The 18,291-nt window shown below is 62.9% G+C and carries 21 protein-coding genes; 13 read left to right on the top strand and 8 right to left on the bottom strand.

The annotated features are described in order from the left end of the window. The first annotated feature begins 102 nt into the window (after positions 1-102). From EL22_RS06645 to EL22_RS06625, 5 genes are all read left to right on the top strand, one after another. A complete protein-coding gene (locus tag EL22_RS06645; protein ID WP_050050744.1) occupies positions 103-519 on the top strand; it encodes a cobalamin B12-binding domain-containing protein in 417 nt (138 codons plus the stop codon). Continuing rightward, entirely contained in the window at positions 516-1,619 is a 1,104-nt protein-coding gene (gene meaB, locus EL22_RS06640) for a methylmalonyl Co-A mutase-associated GTPase MeaB (protein ID WP_050050743.1), read from the top strand. Before EL22_RS06645 ends, meaB begins: the two co-directional genes overlap by 4 nt. Before the next feature lie 109 nt (positions 1,620-1,728). Then, entirely contained in the window at positions 1,729-2,667 is a 939-nt protein-coding gene (locus EL22_RS06635; RefSeq protein ID WP_050050742.1) for an alpha/beta fold hydrolase, read from the top strand. A gap of 233 nt (positions 2,668-2,900) precedes the next feature. Continuing rightward, complete coding sequence (locus EL22_RS06630; protein WP_050050741.1) at positions 2,901-3,653, top strand: ABC transporter ATP-binding protein; 753 nt, start codon at positions 2,901-2,903, stop codon at positions 3,651-3,653. Positions 3,654-3,768: 115 nt separating this feature from the next. After that, positions 3,769-5,307, top strand: a complete 1,539-nt coding sequence (locus EL22_RS06625; protein WP_050050740.1) for a hypothetical protein — start codon at positions 3,769-3,771, stop codon at positions 5,305-5,307. 180 nt (positions 5,308-5,487) lie between these two features. Here the strand turns inward: EL22_RS06625 and EL22_RS17945 are convergent, their stop codons facing one another. After that, a complete protein-coding gene (locus tag EL22_RS17945; RefSeq protein ID WP_050050739.1) occupies positions 5,488-5,826 on the bottom strand; it encodes a hypothetical protein in 339 nt (112 codons plus the stop codon). A gap of 326 nt (positions 5,827-6,152) precedes the next feature. On the opposite strand from EL22_RS17945, the gene EL22_RS06615 reads away from it, so the two are divergent. After that, positions 6,153-6,857 carry a MaoC family dehydratase gene (locus tag EL22_RS06615; protein WP_050050738.1) on the top strand — a complete coding sequence of 235 codons (705 nt, stop codon included), beginning with the start codon at positions 6,153-6,155 and terminating at the stop codon, positions 6,855-6,857. A gap of 135 nt (positions 6,858-6,992) precedes the next feature. Continuing rightward, positions 6,993-8,042 carry a helix-turn-helix domain-containing protein gene (locus EL22_RS06610; protein ID WP_231587899.1) on the top strand — a complete coding sequence of 350 codons (1,050 nt, stop codon included), beginning with the start codon at positions 6,993-6,995 and terminating at the stop codon, positions 8,040-8,042. A gap of 123 nt (positions 8,043-8,165) precedes the next feature. Here the strand turns inward: EL22_RS06610 and EL22_RS06605 are convergent, their stop codons facing one another. Continuing rightward, complete coding sequence (locus tag EL22_RS06605) at positions 8,166-8,936, bottom strand: archaeal proteasome endopeptidase complex subunit alpha (RefSeq protein ID WP_050050737.1); 771 nt, start codon at positions 8,934-8,936, stop codon at positions 8,166-8,168. A 2-nt stretch (positions 8,937-8,938) separates the two neighbouring features. Beyond that, positions 8,939-9,589 carry a proteasome subunit alpha gene (locus tag EL22_RS06600; RefSeq protein WP_050050736.1) on the bottom strand — a complete coding sequence of 217 codons (651 nt, stop codon included), beginning with the start codon at positions 9,587-9,589 and terminating at the stop codon, positions 8,939-8,941. 327 nt (positions 9,590-9,916) lie between these two features. On the opposite strand from EL22_RS06600, the gene EL22_RS06595 reads away from it, so the two are divergent. The 3 genes from EL22_RS06595 to cdd all read left to right on the top strand — a co-directional run bounded on the left by EL22_RS06595 (position 9,917) and on the right by cdd (position 12,017). Next, a complete protein-coding gene (locus tag EL22_RS06595; RefSeq protein ID WP_050050799.1) occupies positions 9,917-11,320 on the top strand; it encodes a phosphomannomutase in 1,404 nt (467 codons plus the stop codon). A 32-nt stretch (positions 11,321-11,352) separates the two neighbouring features. Continuing rightward, positions 11,353-11,541, top strand: coding sequence for a hypothetical protein (locus tag EL22_RS06590; protein ID WP_050050735.1), 189 nt, complete (start codon positions 11,353-11,355; stop codon positions 11,539-11,541). Positions 11,542-11,624: 83 nt separating this feature from the next. Next, on the top strand, positions 11,625-12,017 hold the full coding sequence (gene cdd, locus EL22_RS06585) for a cytidine deaminase (protein WP_050050734.1): 393 nt from the start codon (positions 11,625-11,627) through the stop codon (positions 12,015-12,017). Positions 12,018-12,080: 63 nt separating this feature from the next. Here cdd and EL22_RS06580 read toward each other — a convergent pair whose 3' ends face one another. Then, positions 12,081-12,923: a DUF6498-containing protein gene (locus EL22_RS06580; RefSeq protein ID WP_231587898.1), complete on the bottom strand. Its 843-nt coding sequence runs from the start codon at positions 12,921-12,923 to the stop codon at positions 12,081-12,083. Between the two features lie 290 nt (positions 12,924-13,213). Next, positions 13,214-13,642, bottom strand: coding sequence for a DUF488 domain-containing protein (locus tag EL22_RS06575; RefSeq protein WP_082146696.1), 429 nt, complete (start codon positions 13,640-13,642; stop codon positions 13,214-13,216). A 59-nt stretch (positions 13,643-13,701) separates the two neighbouring features. Here EL22_RS06575 and EL22_RS06570 point away from each other — a divergent pair, with 59 nt between their 5' ends. Further along, on the top strand, positions 13,702-14,523 hold the full coding sequence (locus EL22_RS06570) for a nucleoside phosphorylase (protein WP_050050732.1): 822 nt from the start codon (positions 13,702-13,704) through the stop codon (positions 14,521-14,523). A 33-nt stretch (positions 14,524-14,556) separates the two neighbouring features. On the opposite strand, the gene EL22_RS06565 is transcribed toward EL22_RS06570, so the two are convergent. Together EL22_RS06565 and dacZ are read right to left on the bottom strand one after the other, a co-directional pair. After that, a complete protein-coding gene (locus EL22_RS06565) occupies positions 14,557-15,321 on the bottom strand; it encodes a mechanosensitive ion channel domain-containing protein (protein ID WP_050050731.1) in 765 nt (254 codons plus the stop codon). Between the two features lies 1 nt (position 15,322). Beyond that, positions 15,323-16,135: a diadenylate cyclase DacZ gene (dacZ, locus tag EL22_RS06560; protein ID WP_050050730.1), complete on the bottom strand. Its 813-nt coding sequence runs from the start codon at positions 16,133-16,135 to the stop codon at positions 15,323-15,325. A 137-nt stretch (positions 16,136-16,272) separates the two neighbouring features. On the opposite strand from dacZ, the gene EL22_RS06555 reads away from it, so the two are divergent. Beyond that, entirely contained in the window at positions 16,273-16,524 is a 252-nt protein-coding gene (locus tag EL22_RS06555; RefSeq protein ID WP_050050729.1) for a hypothetical protein, read from the top strand. A gap of 110 nt (positions 16,525-16,634) precedes the next feature. After that, a complete protein-coding gene (locus tag EL22_RS06550; RefSeq protein ID WP_050050728.1) occupies positions 16,635-17,105 on the top strand; it encodes a hypothetical protein in 471 nt (156 codons plus the stop codon). A gap of 40 nt (positions 17,106-17,145) precedes the next feature. Here EL22_RS06550 and EL22_RS06545 read toward each other — a convergent pair whose 3' ends face one another. Then, the gene (locus EL22_RS06545) at positions 17,146-18,132 is read right to left on the bottom strand and encodes an aldo/keto reductase (RefSeq protein ID WP_050050727.1); all 987 of its coding nucleotides are present in this window, start codon (positions 18,130-18,132) and stop codon (positions 17,146-17,148) included. Between the last annotated feature and the right edge of the window lie 159 nt (positions 18,133-18,291).

The raw sequence follows: 18,291 nt of genomic DNA, 5'->3' as shown, positions 1-18,291 counted from the left end.
CGGCGGGCGGTTCGTCGGCTCCGTCCCAACTGTACGCTAGAGACTGACACATCCTCAGGAACGACCGTTAAAGTCAAACAGACGGCTGGGAAACGTACTGGCATGAGTAGCGAACAGGAAGCGGAGTCGATTCGGTGTCTCGTCTCGAAAGTCGGACTCGACGGACACGACCGCGGGGCACACGTCATCGCTCGGGCATTCCGCGACGCCGGATTCGAGGTCATCTACTCCGGACTGCACAAGGCCCCGGACGAGATCGTTCAGGCCGCAGTCCAAGAGGACGTCGACGTGCTCGGGATCTCTATTCTGTCGGGCGCTCACAACACGCTCGTCCCGAAGATTATGGACGGCCTCGAGGAGTACGACGCCAAAGATGACACGCTCGTGCTGGTCGGCGGCGTGATCCCCGACGAGGACCGGCCGGAACTCGAGGAAGCGGGCGTCGCCGCCATCTTCGGTCCCGGCACCTCGATCGAGGAGACGATCGACTTCGTCCGGGAGAACGCCCCGCAACGATGACCGAGCCGGACGAGCAACTGCTCGAGGGGCTGCTGTCGGGGAAACACCGCGCGCTCGCGCGGACGATCTCGAAGATCGAAAACCGATCGCCGGGCTACCGGGACCTCGTTTCGGAACTGTACGCGCACACGGGCGAGGCGGACGTAATCGGCATCACGGGAAGCCCCGGGGCCGGCAAATCGACGCTGGTGGACAAACTCGCCGAAACCTACCGCGAGCGCGGCGAAACGGTCGGCATCATCGCGATCGATCCCTCCTCGCCCTTTACCGGCGGCGCGGTGCTCGGCGACCGCATCCGGATGGCCTCGACGGTCGGCGACATGGACGTCTTCGTCCGCTCGATGAGCGCTCGGGGCACGCTCGGCGGGCTCTCGACCGCGACGGCGGACGCCGTCAAGGCGATGGACGCCTTCGGCAAGGACAAGATCATCATCGAGACCGTCGGCGCGGGCCAGAACGAGATCGACATCGTCCGCACCGCCGACACCGTCGGCGTACTCGTCCCGCCGGGGTCGGGCGACTCGATCCAGACGCTGAAAGCCGGCATCCTCGAGATCGCCGATGTCTTCGTCGTCAACAAAGCCGACCGACCGGGCGCCGACCGCACCGTCAAAGAGCTCAGAGAGATGATCGACCTCGGCGAGGGGAGCGGGTTCGGCGGCGGAGACGGCCACCACGGGCCGGACGCCGGGAGCGCGACCGACCACGGGAGCGGTGAACCGGCGGGCGACGACGACGACTCGAGTGGCGAGACGCCCTGGCGACCGCCGATCGTCGAGACCGTTGCCACGAAAGGCGAGGGGATCGACGACCTGCTGAGCGAGTTTCAAAACCATCAGACGTACCTCGAGGAGTCCGGCGAGCGGGCCGAACACGCCCGCAAGCGCTACGCCGAAGAGATCCGGACCCTGCTCAGGGAGGACGCGAACTCGCTGCTCGAGGACGAACTGCAACGCGCCGGCGGGATCGAAGCGGTCGCCGAAGCGGTTCGAACCGGCGAGACGGACCCGTACGCGGTTGCCGACGAACTCCTCGAGCCGGTCGAAGACTGTCTCGAGCGCCTCGAGACCGAGCGGATGGCGGGCAACCGGTCGCGGTAGGCGGCTCCGAGCCCGCCGCGGCCGTCTCGACGATAGCGACCGGAGTGGTGCGCTCGAGAAGTTCCCGAACGGCCGCAGGTTGAAGGGCGTCGACGACGAATTACCGGCTATGAAACTTCGAACAGCAGCCGCCGGAGCGCTGGGAACCGCTGGCGCAGCCGTCCTCGGAAACCGCCTGCTCAGGAGACGGGCGGGCGACCTCGAGAACCCGCTGCCGGGGGTCGAACGCACCTATCGGTGGCGCGGGATGGATGTCTCCTACACCGTCGCCGGGGACCCGGACGCCCCGGACATGCTCCTCTGTCACGGCGTTCACGCGGCCGGGAGCGCGAACGAGTTCGAGCCGATCTTCGAGCGACTCGCGGAGAGCTACCACGTCTTCGCCGTGGACCTCCCCGGGTTCGGCCGATCGGATCGGCCGCCGCTCGAGTACTCAGCCCGTCTGTACGCCGATTTCGTCCGCGAGTTCGCGGCCGACGTGACAGATTCTCCTGTCGTCGTGGCGTCGTCGCTGACTGGCTCGTTCGCGGTGCAGGCGGCCGAAGACGGCGACTTCGAGCGACTCGTTCTCATCTGCCCGACGGCCGATACCGGGACCGAACGGCCGTGGCTCCGGACGCTGTTTCGAACGCCGGTCGTGGGCACGACGCTCTTTAACATGCTCTCGAGCAAGCCCTCGATCCGATACTTCTACGACCGCGACGGCTACTACGATCCGGCGAACATCGACGAACAGCAGGTCTCCTACGCCTGGCAGAGCGCCCACCAGCCCGGCGCGCGGTACGCGCCCGGCTCCTTCGCGGCGGGCACGCTCGATCCGGACGACTCGTTCGACCTCCAGACCGAACTCGCCGCCCTCGAGACGCCAACGACGCTCGTCTGGGGCCGGGACGCGGAGTTAGTCCCCCTGCGAGACGGCCGAAATCTCGCCGAAGCGGCCGATCTGGATCTGGTCGTCGTCGACTACTCGACGCTGTTGCCCCACGCCGAACACCCCGAGAAGTTCGTGGAGTACCTCACCGCGGAACTGCCCGCTCTCGAGAAGTAACCGCCGGTTGGACCTCCTGGGACGACGCCGTCGATCCGCGACTGCTGGCTCATGGAAGGCGAGTAACGGCAGGCGAACAAGTTCAACTTCCTGCGAACCGTGACTTTGCTCGGAGGAGTGGTCATGTTGCTCGAGGCGACGACTCGAGACGAGTAGAATTATCTGTTTTCCTCGCGTTGGTCTGGTCCACTATAGGCGATGGATTTACCGAACACGTTCACAATTACTTACTAATGATAGAGGCGACTGGCTTGACGAAACACTACGGACAGACGGTCGCTATCGAGTCACTCGACCTCAGCGTCCCAGACGGAGTCGTCTACGGGTTTCTCGGACCGAACGGGGCCGGAAAAACGACGACAATGCGAATACTGACGACACTCGCCCAACCGACAAGTGGCACTGCCACTATCAATGGAACACCGATTGCCAACCGAACGGCGGTAACGCGTCAGATCGGTTATCTCCCGGAAGTACCGCCACTCTACTCTGAACTCACCGCGTTCGAGCAACTTGACCTCGCGGCTGGCTTACGGGATCTTTCAGCATCCCCGGCGTCCGAGCGAATCACATCGTTACTCGACCGTCTCGATCTCCGCGAGGACGCTCAGACCAAAATCGCGGACTTCTCGAGAGGCATGCGACAGAAGATGGGGTTCATTCAGGCCATCCTCCACGACCCTGCTGTCCTGTTCTTGGACGAACCGACGGCCGGACTCGATCCACGAGCCGCTCGCACACTCCGTGAATTGATCGTCGAACATGCAGCCAGCGGAACGACGGTGTTTCTGTCGACGCATATCATCTCCATCGTCGAGGAGATAGCTGATACAGTTGGTGTCTTATACGACGGACGACTCGTTGCAGAGGGTACACCGAGCGATCTCACACATCGCGCCGAAACCGGAGACCACCAGACACTCGAAGCGGCATTCCTCGAGCTAACGAGTGAGGAACCCAACACAGAGCAAGCAGCAAATGACTGAACCGAATTGGCTGCATCATGGCGTTCAGTTGGGGATTGTCGGAACCCGCCGAACGATTCGTGGACTTCGGCGGAATCGGTACCGGTTCTATTTGCTTGGAATTTCCGCCGTCGGAATGGCGATCTGGTTTGGCGGGATGGGAATCCTCTATGCGCTCCTCTTGCGATCACTCTCAGGTCCGCTCTCTGTCCCCGGTTCAGTTCGGGTGGGTGTGAGTGCGCTGTGGATATTCGCTGTCTGGTTTCTCGCGCAGCGGGCGCTCTTACACTGGCGAACCCCGAGAGCGAAATCGTTCGTCCTGACGACCGTCTCAATCCGAACGGCCACCGTCGGGATGTTGCTCACTGAGTTTCTATCCGCCTGTCTGGTTCTCGCTCCGCTGACAGTCTTACTCGTTGGTATCGTCGGATACGGGTTTCTCTCGCCCGGAAGCTTGCTGTTGGTTCCGCTCGCCGTCGGGCTGTTCACAGCAAGCGCGGTTGTTACGGGTTACGTCGCTGGCTTCACCTATATGATTGTCTCCGCTCGCTCTCGTTGGCAGCGCACCCAACATGGTCAACTGATCGTCCATGCCGTGTCGCTCATCGTGGTTGGGTACGTCGTGGTGGTCCTCAGTACCGACGTACCCGTGATCTGGGAGGTAGTGTCGCTCGAGTGGCTTCCGACGAGTTGGTTCATCGATATCGCCGTCTTCGGGACACCCGTTACGTCCGCTTCAATCCGCGTGCTGGCGGGCGTGAGTGGCTGTCTGTTGGTGGTTGGTGGCGGTGGGCTGCTCGTCGAACGACTCGCGCGCGAATACTGGGTCGCCCGTCCAATCAGTACTGCCGATGGGACGAATAATACCGCCCGAGAGAAGCAAAAGCACGGCGACGGGACGTTAGCTGCCGCTGTTTCACCGGTTATCATTCCTCGGTTCGTGGGACGGCCATCACAGTGTGTGGCTCAAATGGTAGTGCTTCGACTGCGGCGAGCACCTCGACGGTTGTTACTTCTCGCCACGACCAGTCTCTCCCTCGGAATCTATCTTAGCGTTCTTTCGGTTCAATCCAACGCCCCGATGTCAGTTGCACCGGTCGTCTGTGTCTTGTTTGTTCCCTGGTTTGTGGGGGCGGTATTCGGGTTGAATCCGCTCGGCGATGAAGGGAACGTTCTCCCTGCCACGCTTACGTCCTCGATTTCCGGGCGGCAGTTCGTTCGCGGTTTACTGGTACCGGGGCTACTGTATGGGCTTCCACTGACGATACTGTCTACGCTCATCGGGGGCGTTGTAAGCCCATACTCAATCGGTGTCCAGGCGTGGCTCGTCGTAATTGGTGCGGTGCTGACGGTGGTTGCGGTTTGCCTCGCGCCAGCGGTCGGCATGCTGTTTCCCAGGTTTAGCGCGATGACCATCGGCCAGAGCAGTGATGTTGTACCGCCGAGCATGACCGCACTTGTCCTCTATTCGCTCGGAATTTGGGTACTCGGTGGCGCTCTCGTCTTCGCACTGTTAGCACCAGCAAACGGCTCTCAGATTAGTATCGCCAGTGGCGTTTCTACCGAGGTACTGCGAACGGGTGGCGTCACGGGCGGACTGGGTATTGGATTGGTGATCGCGAGATTGAGTTATAGCACTGCCGTGAAACGGTTCCGCCAGTATACAGTCTCCTAATTGCGTTTACTCGTTCAATTCTGGCGGTCGAGTGAGCACACCCACCGCGAGCGATTGGAGCGAGCAAGCCAAAGACTCTAGGAGTCGCGCAAACGGTACGGAGGCTCATGCGATAGAGAGGATTTGGGTCGCTTCGTACGGACGACTACGGGATAACGATTCTACCCAGCGGCGAGGCCACTACTCGAGCAGATCACCCCGAACCCGACACCCGCAAGGATAGGCGGTGTGGTGGCTCGGAACGAGTTGGACGACGGCGGTGACCGGGAGCCCGCAGTGTGGACACTCGGGCTGGGAGGAGAGACCCGATTCGGCGACTCGAGCGCCTAGGTTCGTCACGACCAGCGACACGTCGCGGATCTCGAGGCGGACCTCGACCGAACTGCCGCCGGTCTCGAGCAGTCGGGCGAGCGCCTCGGGATCGAACTCGCTGGCGAGCTGATACGAATCTCGAGGGACGCCCTGTTTCTCAAGCGTGCGGACGATGTCGAGGACCAGACTGTCCGTGGGCGGGCTCATCGGTTTGGCTCACCCTCGAGTGCGTGTGCTCTGGTTGGTGGTGTGGTCAGTAGTGGTAGTCGACTTCGATTCGTCTGTCGGACGGGATGTTTAAGCCCGCGGAGAAGATATCCAATCATGGCAACCGATCCATTGAGCGGAGTACATAGTTGTTCACCTACGGTCCGAGAATTCACAATTCGACGTCGATCATGACGCACCCAGAATTTTAAATACACTACAGATGTCCTGAAATACGCCGTGAGGTCGGTTCTCGAGTTGTTAAAACGATTCCAAGTAGAGCCAAAGGAGACTTAACCGCGACGCACGTACGGGTATCGTATCAAATGTCCCAACAGAATTCGGGGAAACCGGACTTTTCCGCCATGACCGACGCCTGGTCGACGATGACCCAGAGCATCATTCGGACTACGGCTGCGGCCAACCGCGCCGCGGTCTCCGCGATGGTTCCGGCGATGGAAGCGACCGAGTCCAACGACGACTCGAGTCGGACGCCGGCAGCCGATCGACACTCGGACGGTTCGGAGTCCGCCGGCACGTCCACGGACGTCGTCTCGGCCCCGATCCAGTCCGTCGACTACTCGGATCTCGACTGGGAGTTCGAACGCACCGTCGACGATCCGGCTCACATCACCGTCGGTGACAGCGTCACCTTCGAGAAAACGCTCACGGACGAGGACGTACACGCGTTCGCTCACAGCAGCGGCGACACGAACCGACTCCATCTCGACGACGAATTCGCAGCCGAGACGCGCTTTGGGAACCGTATCGTCCACGGAACCCTCGTCTCCGGCCTCATCAGCGCCGCGCTCGCCCGACTCCCCGGGCTCACGATTTACCTCTCGCAGGACCTCGAGTTTCGAGGCCCCGTCGGGATCGACGATCGCGTCTCCGCGCGCGTCGAGGTCGTCGACGCGCTCGGCAACGACCAGTACCGACTCGAGACGCTCGTTCGCGACGAGGACGCGGACGAGGCCGTCGTCGAGGGGGAAGCCGTCGTCCTCATCGACGAGTTTCCCACGAACAGCTAACGCGGTTCGATCGGACGCCGGGACGACGTTCGAATTCGTGCGGCCTGTGGCGGTTGCGAGCGGGTAATTCTCCTCGTTGCGGAAGACAGGGACACCGAAACGAAGACGTATTTTTCTGCGGTCCGAACACCGAACATGACGATAGAGGACGAATCCGACGAGTCCGTTCGCCGGAGCCGCCTCCAATCGACTCCGGAGACGACCGTCGAACCGGTGTCGAGCCCGGCTGTTGAGGAGACGACAGGCGGATCCGAAACGGCGTCAGCCGAGATCGTTTCCGACCCGAGCGACGCCTTTCAGGCGCTCGGCAACGAAACGCGGATGGGTATCCTCGAGACGATGCTCGAGCGGGCCGACGAAACCGAAACGGGCGTCACCTTCTCCGAACTGTTCGAGGCGTCGGCTGCGGACACCTCCGCGGGCTTTGCGTATCACCTTGAGCAACTCGTGGGGCCGTACCTCGAGAAAGACGGGGACGAACACTACGAACTCACCTACGCGGGACGGAAGATCGCACGCGCTATCGCGACGGGAGCTTATACTCGACGCGTCGATCACCCGCCGGTTTCACTGGCCGAGTCGTGTCCGTTCTGTAGCGAGCAGTCGCTCACGGCACAGTCGACCGACAACATCGTCGCGGTCGCCTGCGAGAACTGCGGCCGATCGCTGTTGCGCCTCGGGTTTCCCCCGTCGGGGCTCGAGTCCCACGGCGAGGGGTTCCCCGAAGCGTTCGATAGACATCACCGCCACCGGCTCGGACTCATGGCCGAGGGCGTCTGTCCGGAGTGCAGCGGCGAAATCTCCTCGGAGCTGGTCAGGACGGCGTCGTCGACCGACGACGCGCTTCCTCCGGGGTTCGAAGAACACGTCCAGGCCGCGTTCAACTGCGATCTCTGTGGACTCGACGTTCGCTGTCCGGTTTCGCTCGCATTTCTCGACCGTCCCGTGGTCGTTTCGTTGTACCACGACCACGGGCGAAACATCCGCGACCGCCCGATCTGGAACGTCGGCCACGAGTGGACCGAAACGATCCTCTCGGAGGAGCCCCTCGCGGTACGCGTCGTCGTCGAACTCGAGGGCGACGTGCTCGCGCTCTACGTCGACGAAGGACTCGAGGTCGTCGACGTACAGCGGTCCGAAACCAACGCGGCGGCTTCCGAGGGAACGACCGACGCCGCCGCGTAAGCTATCGGTGACACAGAAGTCGTCGACAGACCGGCAACACAGAAGACATCATTTCGTCTATAACTAAGGGGCCCTCGGGAGGTCACCGGCGCGTTCCGCGAGCAGCCTGCGAGCGAGTGCGGCTCACGCTGTCGTTTCTGCCAGCGCGGATTCGACCTCGCCAGTCGAGAGTCGGTCGATCGTCGTGGGCTCCGAACCGATCGTCAAGACGGTCAGTTCGGCCGGCTCGAGGGACTCCTCGGCCGTCGTCTCTAGCGCCTCGAGGGCCGTGACCGTCCCTTGATGTTGGTCGCTCCGGCGTACGCTGTCGGCAGCATCGTCTTCGAGCAGTTCGTCCTCGAGAGTCGCCCTGATAGCCTGCGATCCGTCGCCGATCGCGGCCGCCTGCCAGCCGGACGCCGTTCCGCCCGGATCGACCTCGTACAGTCGCGGTCGGGTCCCGCCGCGAGCGGGTGGCTCCTCGTCGATACCGGCCACGAGCAGCGCTGAACCGTACGGTCGCGAACCGCCCGTGTGGGTCGATTCCTGGACGTGATCCGCGATCGATTTCGCGAGGGGTTCGACGCCCATCGGCTCCCCGTATCGCAGTCGGTGGCGCTGCCCGGCGTTCCGTGCGAACTCCACGAGCGTCCGCCCGTCGGCGGCGTGTCCGGCCGTCGCGACCGCGAGGTGGTCGTCGACGCGGTGAATCTTCTCGACGGAATCCGACTCGAGCAACGGCGAGCGGAGTCGCTTTCGCGCGGCCAGAACGACCCCGGCTTCGGTCAGAACGCCGACGCTCGGCGACCCCCGTTCGACGGCTTCGCGGGCGTACTCGACCTGGTAGAGTCGACCGTCGGGTGAGAAAATGGTGCTCCCACGGTCGTAGGCCTGCTGGTGTGCGTTCGAATCCATCGTCAGACCACCTCCCCGTTCGACTCCTCGTTACCGATCGGACCGGCCCCGGATTCGGATGCAGAATCGGTGATCGAGGCCATCGCCGAATCGACGCCGTCGTAAGCGTCGATGTCCAGTGCTTCATCCGTAATAGTCGCGACCGTCATCCCGTCGCCGCTGGCGGTATCGCGTTCGGTCGCGTTTCGAACGGCCGCCGAGACGACCGTCGCGAGTTCAGCCACCGGCAGATCCGACTCGTACGCCCCCTCGAGCGTACCGTAGGCGAGTTGCATACCGCTCCCGCTCGCGGCGTAGTCGCTTTGCATGACGCCGCCGCCCTGCCCGATATCGTAGACGGACGGTTCCTCGTCGACGCCGCCGAGCACGAGGTCGAGAACCCGGTACGGACCGCGACGAACGAGGTCGCCCGCAGTCGTCGCCGCAGTCTCGACCGAGGCGGGACTCCCGTGGCGCATCTCGTACAGACGCAATTCGGTACGCAGTCGCCGGACGAACGCTTGCGCGTCGCTGACGCTGCCCGCGAAGGCGACGGCCGTTCGGTCGTCGACGGGAGCGATCTTTCGCATCCGTTGATTGGTAACGAATCGGCCGCCGAGACTCGCACGCGCATCCGCGGCGAGGACGACGCCGTCGGACCCGACGGCACCGATCGTCGTCGTTCCGGTTTTGACGACGCCAGTGGCTGATCGTTCGAGGCCCGTTTCTCTCCGCTATCAGACCGCCGATTGTTCGTCTCGCGGAACTGTCCATTCCCGTCGCGGATCTGTCCACCCGGCCCGCCGAGCGCTCGGTCGAGGCGGTTCGATCGATCGCTGGTCGGTAGTCGTCTCATCATCGGAGGTAGCCGCCTCGAGTGGTTAAGTGATAGCTAAAATATATTTTAGCTCGGGCGGTGTAGAAACGCTCGCCCGACGAGCGATTCGCCCTCGGCAGTAGAGCTATCAATGCATAAGTGGCTGCTCGCGAAACGTTCGGTCATGACGCTGTTCGGGACGGCGGGAATTCGTGGGCCGGTCGAGGACACCGTCCGACCGGCGCTGGCGCTGTCGGTGGGACAGGCCGCCGGTGAACCGGGTGCGACGTTCGTCGTCGGGCGCGACGGGCGCGAAACGGGGCCCGCGCTCGCCGCGGCGATGGAAGCCGGCCTCGAGAGCGCGGGTGCCGACGTGCTACGTCTCGGGCCGGTCCCGACGCCGGCGCTCGCGTTCGCCTCGCAGGGACGTCGCGGCGTAATGCTGACCGCGAGTCACAACCCCCCCGAGGACAACGGAATCAAGCTCTTTGCTGACGGCGTCGAGTACGACCGCGACGCCGAACTGGCGATCGAAGCGGCCGTCGACGCGCCCGAATCGGTGCGGTGGGACGAGTGGGGCAAATCGGCTTCCCTCGAGATACTCGAGACGTATCGAGACGCCGTCACGGCCTACGTCCGCGAGCAGTTCCCGACCCTGTCGGACGCCGACGGCGCTGAAACCCCCACAGTAGAATCGCGGCCGCTCGAGGGACTCTCGATCGCCGTCGACTGCGGCGGCGGGGTCGGCGCGCTCGCGACGCCACAGATCCTCGAGCGACTCGGTGCTCGTGTCGCCGCGATAAACGCCACCGTCGACGGCCACTTCTCGGCTCGAGAGAGCAAACCCACGCCCGAGACGCTCACCGATCTCTCGGCGTTTCTCGAGTCCGGATCGTTCGACCTCGGAATCGCGCAGGACGGCGACGCCGACCGGTTCGTCGTCCTGGGTCCGGACGGCGAGGTGATCCACGAGGATACGATTCTGGCGGTCGTCGCAGCCCACTACACGCGGCAAGCAGACGGTTCGGATCCCGTCGTTGTGACGACGCCGAACGCCTCCGCGCGGATCGATGAACGGGTTCGCGCCGCGGGCGGCCGCGTCGAACGCGTTCGGCTGGGATCTCTTCACGAAGGAATCGCCCGCGAGCGCGAACGGGGCGAGGCCGGCACCGAGGTCGTCTTCGCAGCCGAGCCGTGGAAGCACATCCACACCCGCTTCGGTGGCTGGATCGACGGCGTCGCGAGCGCCGGAATCACCGCCGCGTTGACCCGCGAAGCGGGCGGTACCGACGAACTCCGCGACCCCGTCAGCGAACGGCCCTACCGGAAGGTGAGCGTCGACTGTCCCGAGGCGGTAAAAGAGCCGGCGATGGACGCCCTCGAGACCGCGCTTCCGGACGCGTTTCCGGACGCCGAGGTCGACACGGACTACGGCGTGCGCCTCGAGTTCCCCGACGCCTCGTGGGTACTCGTTCGTCCGAGCGGCACCGAACCGTACGTTCGAATCTACGCCGAAAGCGATGGGGTTGACCAGCTCGTGACGGACGCCCGAGAGGTAGTCGAGACGGCAATTGCGAACGCGGACTGAAACCGTCGCCTCCACGGATCGATGTCTGTCGGATGGTCCGCCGGGCGCAAGCGGGGACTGACTGCCCCGGAATTGTCCCGCCGATCGCCGCTGACGGGTCGACCGGTCGGGAGGGACTGACAGACCGCGGCGAGCACACGGGTGCGGTTCTCGAGGCCGCCAAAAACGGAGGCCCAAACCTCGAGGACACATCGAGTGGGATGGAACGACCCGATACGTAGCGTTCGGGTAATTACGGCTGGCAAACCGGCCAACGGTCCGGGCGGTCGGTGCTTTCTTGCCAACAGTTGCGGTATCGATAGTTATGAACGACGAAACACTGGTCGAGATGGCGCGAGACGTTCAGTCCCAAGCTCACGTTCCCTACTCCGAGTATCGGGTCGGTGCGTCCCTCGAGACCGCGACAGGGGATATCTACGTCGGCTGTAACATCGAGAACGCGAACTACAGCAACAGCCTCCACGCCGAGGAGGTCGCCATCGCCGAGGCGATCAAGAACGGCGCGACCGAGTTCGAACGCATCGCCGTTAGCTCGGGTCGACGCGACGGCGTTACCCCCTGTGGAATGTGCCGACAGACGCTCGCCGAGTTCTGCGGGGACGACCTTCGCGTGATCTGTGACGAGGGCGAGTCGACGACCGAGTACACCTTAGGCGAGTTACTCCCCGACACGATCACCGAAGAGACGCTCGAGTGAGATCCCGGTTCGATCAGTACGGGCGGAAACGAGCAATCCGGAGGCGGTACAAATCAGACAGTACTACTTCCTGCTTTCGGCGGGTGGTGGCGTCGGCGAGAAGTTCGCAGTAAAGCTATCGTCGTCGAGAGACGGTCGTCGTTCGCCTCGAATCCGGCTCCGTTCGAACGCCAGTTTGAGCGCGAGGAACGTCCCGGCCACCACTCCTTTCCAGATTACTAGACTGGTCGAGTCGGACACGATGACAGGGTGCGCGAGCCCGATCACGAAAAACGTCACGAGTGCATAGAGGGTCAGTGCCAGAAAGAAGTACAGGTACACCGCGTAGTACTTCACCTGAGTTTCGAGGGCCATGTGCGCAGTCAGGTCCCGATATCTGCCGGTGGCGAAGTAGTATCGAGAGAGCGGTACGAGGTGCGCACCCACGATTGCCAGCCCAACCACGAGCACGGGCGGTTTCGCCAGTGCGGTGAACAGCGCGAAAAAGTCCGTCACGTCTCCGCCTAACGGACTCCCTCTGCCGACACCCCATACCGTCACACCACCCCCTGCACCAGTCGCGATCAGCATTCCAATAGCCGTCGTCGGAACGACGAACCGCAGGTTCTTCGGATAGATCGGTGGGATGAATGAGACCGGTCGTCGAGGCTTCTCGCTGAAGTATCGGCCGCCGATCGGTCCCAGGGGAGCGATCCGTTCGCGTTCCCCGATTCGCGACTCCGGTGTGGCCAACATCGCCAGACCCGCGTAGAACAGGAGTATCGTAACCGCCTCGAGCCAGAAGAGCAACGCGACGGTAGTGAACGACCAACCGAGCAGGAAGTACCCCGCTACCGGGAGCGCGTTGGCAACGCCAACGAGAACGAACGCAGTCGTCTCGTTTCGTTCCGATGGACGCTCTCCCATGAGACAGAGGGACTTGGTAGCCAAGAATTAATAAGCTCCATAGTATATCGCCTCCGAGAGGGTATTCGGCACCAGATGAGATTACCCGCTATCGGGTAAACCGACTCGCAAACGGATAGAGCGACACATGACCACACAGGGCGTCTGTTATCGACTTCTCACGGACCATACTCGCGACGTATCCCCGGTGAATTGTGCGGAGACTCGGCGCAGAAACCACGCGTTCTACGAAAATACAACGAGGGTATCTCGAGGCTTGTCCCCGAGGTACTTCACTTCGAGACCGACATTTACGCGTTCTCGAGATACTCCCGCAGCATCGTCCGATGACACCGTTTTTTCGCCGTGTTCTCGAAGCAGACGAGCGCGAGCGACTCGCCGGCCTCGAGTCGTTCCTCGAGGCTCTCGAGTGCGTCCTGTGCGCTCGCGGATTCCTCGAGATGCGCGCGATAGGTCTCCTCGAAGCCGACCTCTTCCCAGGCGGCGTTGTGTGCGCCCTCGCCACAAAAGCCGCGCATCTTCAGCGCCTCCTCGGCGGATTTTGCCGACTCGAGCAGCGGTTCCGGCGGCCCGAGTTCGGGGACGTTCTCGTCGACGGCGGCGTGAAACCAGCCTGTCGGATTCCTGACCACGCCGACGAGCGTCGTGTCCGGGTCGAGTTCCTCGAGATCGTGTTGCAACGCGGCGACGTACGTGTCCGCGAGGTGACCGCTGGCCATACGCCCGATTGGGCCTCCCGGCATTTATATACGCCGTCGGATCGAATCACACGAACCTCATGGCAGGTCACAGCGAGGACCCGAACGCGGATCAACAGTACCACCTCGAGGTCGGACCGGCGGACATCGCCGACACCGTCTTGCTTCCCGGGAATCCAGAGCGGATCGACAAGATCGTCGCCCACTGGGACGAGTACGAGGAGCAGGCGTCTCACCGGGAGTACCGGACCGCGACCGGCACCTATGAGGAGACACCGATTTCGGTGACCTCGACGGGGATCGGCGGACCGTCGGCGGCGATCGCGGTTGAGGAACTGGCCCGCGTCGGCGCTGATACGTTCATCCGGGTCGGCTCCTGCGGCGCGTTACAAGAGGAGATGGCGGTCGGCGACTTGGTCATCACGACGGGCGGCGTTCGCCAGGAGGGCACCAGCGACGAGTACGTCCGCGAGGACTACCCCGCGAGCGCCGACTACGAGGTCGTCTGCGCGCTCGTCGCCGCCGCGGAGCGACTCGGCTACGACTACCACACCGGCGTCACGATGAGCGCCGACGCCTTCTACCCGGGACAGGGCCGACCGGGGTTCGAGGGCTTCGAAGCCGCCGGCTCGACGGAGTTAGTCGACGAACTCCGGGACGCGAACGTGAAAAACATCGAGATGGAAGCCAGCGCGATCATGACCATCGCCTCGATTTACGGCCTCCGCGCCGGAGCCGTCTGTTCAGTTTACGCCAATCGGGAGACCGGCGAGTTCCGGACCGAAGGCGAGTCCCGATCGGCCGAAACGGCTTCGCTGGCGACGCATCTGCTGGCGAAAATGGACGCGGTGAAACGCGAAGTTGGTGCGGATCGATGGCACGCAGGGCTCAGCCTCGAGTAGTCTCGAACGCGGGAGGGCTAATATCAACCCTGCTCAGCCTCGGATTCGGACGACACCTTCCTCGAACACCCGCCTGTTGGGCACGATAAACTCCTCGGAGTCGTCTTCGATCTTCGTGACGAACAGATCGACCTCTTGGACGATGCCGGACTGGTCGCCGATCCGCACCCGGTCGCCGATGCTGTAGGGTTGGTTCAACAGGAGGTAGATACCCGCGGCGCTCGAGACGAGGAAGTCTTTGAACGCGTACCCGCCGACGATGACGATTCCGACGGTGTAAACGGCGAGCAGGATGAGCAGAGCGAAGACGTGTACGCCGATCTGGTCCAGCGCGATGATGAAGGCGATGTACAGTACGGAGTACTTCACGACCTTCGGGATAATCGCCACTTCTGGGAGTTTGACGCCGCGAAGGTATTCGCTGACGACTAACTCGACCTTGTCGGCGATGATGAATCCGAGAATCAGCACGAAAACGGCGATGAACACCTGCGGAATGAATCGAATGATGCTCGCCCAGAACGCGTCGGTCGAAAGCAGTTCGGCGATGTGAATCGCGGTAAGGACCGAGATGCCGTAGATGAACCACGAACTGATTCGCGCGACGATTTCGACCGTCGACGTGCCGAGGCTCTGGGCCGTCCGCTCGAACGGTGTTCCTTCGACGGCGTCGGTGACGCCCGCTGCCCCGAGTAGTTCTTTGTTGAGTTTGCCGACGAGGTACCCGACGACGAGACCGAGCGCGAGCACTGCGACGGCGATGATCGCCGGCTGGTCGATGAACGTCTGCAACTCCATATCAGTACGCCTCCGGATCGACCTCGATCAACAACTCGCCACCTTTGAACGCCCGTACCATGCCGTCGCTTTCCGAAAGCGCGATCGCGATCGCGTTCGTATCCCTGGTGATCGCACCGCCGGCCATGTGTCTGGCTCCAAGTCCTTTCGGGATGTCGACGCCCTCCGCCGACGGCTCGAGATACCGATAGGCCGAGACGATTTTGCCCGAATCGGAGATGACGAACGCGCCGTCGAGACGGGAGAACTCCTTCAACATGACGCTCACGATCGGGTCACCGACGTGGACGTGGGACTTCTCGAAGGGGTTGTACGAAAGCGGTCGGGACTTGTTCATCACCTTGCCGGCGTCGCCGACGACGAACAACGCGCCGACGGGCTTGCCCTTCTGGCCTTTCTTGCCGAGTTCGATCGCGAGCTCGAGCACCGCTTTGATCACCTCCGGATCCGCGCGTGACCGCGAAAACAGGTCATAGATACCCATCTTCGAGTCTGCATCTGCTCGGACGCGCGAGACGGTGTCGATACCGTCGCCGAAGACGCTCGTCGCACATGCGAGGACGTCCCCGTCCTCGATGATTCCCTGTTCTAACGCGCCCTCGAGACCGAATGCGATCCGCTCCGTGACGTCTTCGAACTCAAGTGGCAGTTCGACGAACGTCTCCGCACTCACGACGTTTTCCGTGCCGACGACGATGACGTCCACATCATCGATCGACGAAAAGCGCTCGTAGTACGACCCGCTCGGCCCGAAGAGCACGACGGCATCGACACCCGAGAAGATGTCCCCGAACACGTCGTCAAGTCCGTCCATTACTCCTAGAAGTCGTTCGTGATCGAATAAACGTTGTGGGCTTGAACGGGTGAGAATAGTCGACATACGTTCCGGGCGGAGTTGCGTATCGAGAAACCGTGGAAAACACTTATGATAAACGGCCAACAGTATGCCGTATGGTCCACACGTATCGATCGGAGCGGCTCGTGCCGCCGTCGACCTGGTCGACGATTCGTGATCGATCCCTCGAGTTGCTGATCGCGATCTCGCTTGTCCTCGGAGCGGCGTCACTGATCGCGCTTTCGACCGGCAACCCGGAATCCATCGCGATGATCGCCGGAACGAGCTTCTGTCTCATCGTCGGCGGGCTCGCGACGGTTCGACTCCTCGAGTCCCTCGAGGCCAACGGCGTTCCAGGCCTCGAGTGAGAGTGGTTCGGTACAGAGCCAGTCGTCCGAACGGCCGACTGTGAGAGGTATTCGGAGTCGGGCGAATTGATCTCAGAACCCTTTTTCCCGGCCGCGCGCAAACGTTTCGTATGATCGATCTCATCATCGCGGCGCTCGGCCCCGTCGTGATCGGTGCCCTCTCAGTGCTCGTTTACTGGGACGCGAGGCGAGTCGGCGTCGCCTGGCCCCCGGTCTGGGCCGTGGTCATGTTCCTGACGGGAATGACGGGCCTCGGACTCTTCATGTTCGTGCCGTCGATACCGATTCCCGGACTGCTCGTCATCCTCCTCCTGGGTCCGACCCTCTACGCGTTCGAACGGGACGACACCAGACACAGTGACGAGCCGGCGGACCCGCACACGCTCGCTGGCGCAGGGACGGCTCGCGATGATCGCGACTCGGGCGAGGACGGCGACTCGGCGTCTGACACTGATAACGGCGACGCAGGCGAGGGGATCTCCTCGAGCGACGACGGCTCGAACGGCGCGAGCGGAATCGGGATTTCCGACGAGATCAGCCAGGAGCCGGTCGATTCCGACGAGTACGCCGAGAGACGATAGCCGACTGCGGTCGTGTTTTACTCGATTCTGCAGTCCCGAGTTACCACTGATGGTGGATGTGCTCGTAGACCGTCCGTTCGTAGATGTCGCGAACGGCGCCGTGGGTCTGGTTCGAAAGCGAGTCGAGCGACGACGCCGCGACGTTGTCCCGAATGTGCTCGGGCGAACTCGAGCCGGGGATAACCGTCGAGACGGCGTCGTGGTCGAGGATCCAGCGGAGGGTAAACTGCGCGGTCGTCATCTCGGCCGGCACGTATTCTTCGATCCGGTCGACGGCCTCGAGCCCTCGCTCGAACGGAAGCCCACTGAAAGTCTCGCCGCGGTCGAACGCCTCGCCCTCGCGATTGAAGTTTCGGTGATCGCTCTCGTCGAACTCAGTCTCTGCGGAGAGCGCGCCGGTCAACAGTCCGGAGGCCAGCGGCACGCGAACGATAACTCCGATATCGCGCCGTTTGGCCTCCTCGAAAAACAGCTCCGCGGGGCGCTGTCGGAGCGGGTTGAAGATGATCTGGATCGTCTCGACACAGGGGTACTCGATCGCTTTTAGCGCCTCCTCGACCGTCTCGACGCTCACGCCGACGTGGTCGATTTTTCCGTCCTCGACGAGCGCTTCCATCGCGTCGAACACGCGCGGGTGGTAGTACGCCGGCGTCGGCGGGCAGTGGAGCTGGACCAGATCGAGCGTGTCCGCGTCCAAGTTTTCCCGCGACCGATCGACGTGTTCCTCGAGGGTCTCGGCGGTGTAGCCCGCGACCTCGTGGGGATCGATCCGACGGCCGACTTTGGTCGCCACGGTCACGTCCTCAGCGTCGTCCCACTCCTCGAGTACGTCGGCGATATACTGCTCGCTCGCGCCATCGCCGTAGACATCGGCGGTATCGAGAAACGTCACGCCCTCCTCGAGAGCCGTCCGGACCGCCGTTCGGGCCTGCTCGCTCGAGACCTCGCCCCAGTCGGAGCCGATGTTCCACGTTCCGAGGCCGACTTCCGTTACATCCAGATCCGTCGAACCGAGTCGTCGTTCCATATCCACTCGTTGGCAAGGAGGTATTTGACTCTGTTTGACTCGCCGACAGCGTGATGGGGCCTATCGAACCAGAATACGACGGTTCACTCGGCTCACCGTCTGTCCGTCCGCGAACCCCTCGAGTTTGAGACTACCCAGGGCACTGGCTGTGTTTGCCAC

It is taken from the genome of Halostagnicola sp. A56 (assembly GCF_000691505.1).
Taxonomy (GTDB): Archaea; Halobacteriota; Halobacteria; order Halobacteriales; family Natrialbaceae; genus Halostagnicola.
This window is presented reverse-complemented; position numbering and strand designations above follow the sequence as displayed.

Coding starts and splice junctions, on each gene's coding strand:
- EL22_RS06645 (WP_050050744.1), top strand. CDS start 103: ATGAGTAGCGAACAGGAAGCGGAGTCGATTCGGTGTCTCGTCTCGAAA.
- meaB (WP_050050743.1), top strand. CDS start 516: ATGACCGAGCCGGACGAGCAACTGCTCGAGGGGCTGCTGTCGGGGAAA.
- EL22_RS06635 (WP_050050742.1), top strand. CDS start 1,729: ATGAAACTTCGAACAGCAGCCGCCGGAGCGCTGGGAACCGCTGGCGCA.
- EL22_RS06630 (WP_050050741.1), top strand. CDS start 2,901: ATGATAGAGGCGACTGGCTTGACGAAACACTACGGACAGACGGTCGCT.
- EL22_RS06625 (WP_050050740.1), top strand. CDS start 3,769: ATGGCGATCTGGTTTGGCGGGATGGGAATCCTCTATGCGCTCCTCTTG.
- EL22_RS17945 (WP_050050739.1), bottom strand. CDS start 5,826: ATGAGCCCGCCCACGGACAGTCTGGTCCTCGACATCGTCCGCACGCTT.
- EL22_RS06615 (WP_050050738.1), top strand. CDS start 6,153: ATGTCCCAACAGAATTCGGGGAAACCGGACTTTTCCGCCATGACCGAC.
- EL22_RS06610 (WP_231587899.1), top strand. CDS start 6,993: ATGACGATAGAGGACGAATCCGACGAGTCCGTTCGCCGGAGCCGCCTC.
- EL22_RS06605 (WP_050050737.1), bottom strand. CDS start 8,936: ATGGATTCGAACGCACACCAGCAGGCCTACGACCGTGGGAGCACCATT.
- EL22_RS06595 (WP_050050799.1), top strand. CDS start 9,917: ATGACGCTGTTCGGGACGGCGGGAATTCGTGGGCCGGTCGAGGACACC.
- EL22_RS06590 (WP_050050735.1), top strand. CDS start 11,353: ATGGTCCGCCGGGCGCAAGCGGGGACTGACTGCCCCGGAATTGTCCCG.
- cdd (WP_050050734.1), top strand. CDS start 11,625: ATGAACGACGAAACACTGGTCGAGATGGCGCGAGACGTTCAGTCCCAA.
- EL22_RS06580 (WP_231587898.1), bottom strand. CDS start 12,923: ATGGGAGAGCGTCCATCGGAACGAAACGAGACGACTGCGTTCGTTCTC.
- EL22_RS06575 (WP_082146696.1), bottom strand. CDS start 13,642: ATGGCCAGCGGTCACCTCGCGGACACGTACGTCGCCGCGTTGCAACAC.
- EL22_RS06570 (WP_050050732.1), top strand. CDS start 13,702: ATGGCAGGTCACAGCGAGGACCCGAACGCGGATCAACAGTACCACCTC.
- EL22_RS06565 (WP_050050731.1), bottom strand. CDS start 15,321: ATGGAGTTGCAGACGTTCATCGACCAGCCGGCGATCATCGCCGTCGCA.
- dacZ (WP_050050730.1), bottom strand. CDS start 16,135: ATGGACGGACTTGACGACGTGTTCGGGGACATCTTCTCGGGTGTCGAT.
- EL22_RS06555 (WP_050050729.1), top strand. CDS start 16,273: ATGGTCCACACGTATCGATCGGAGCGGCTCGTGCCGCCGTCGACCTGG.
- EL22_RS06550 (WP_050050728.1), top strand. CDS start 16,635: ATGATCGATCTCATCATCGCGGCGCTCGGCCCCGTCGTGATCGGTGCC.
- EL22_RS06545 (WP_050050727.1), bottom strand. CDS start 18,132: ATGGAACGACGACTCGGTTCGACGGATCTGGATGTAACGGAAGTCGGC.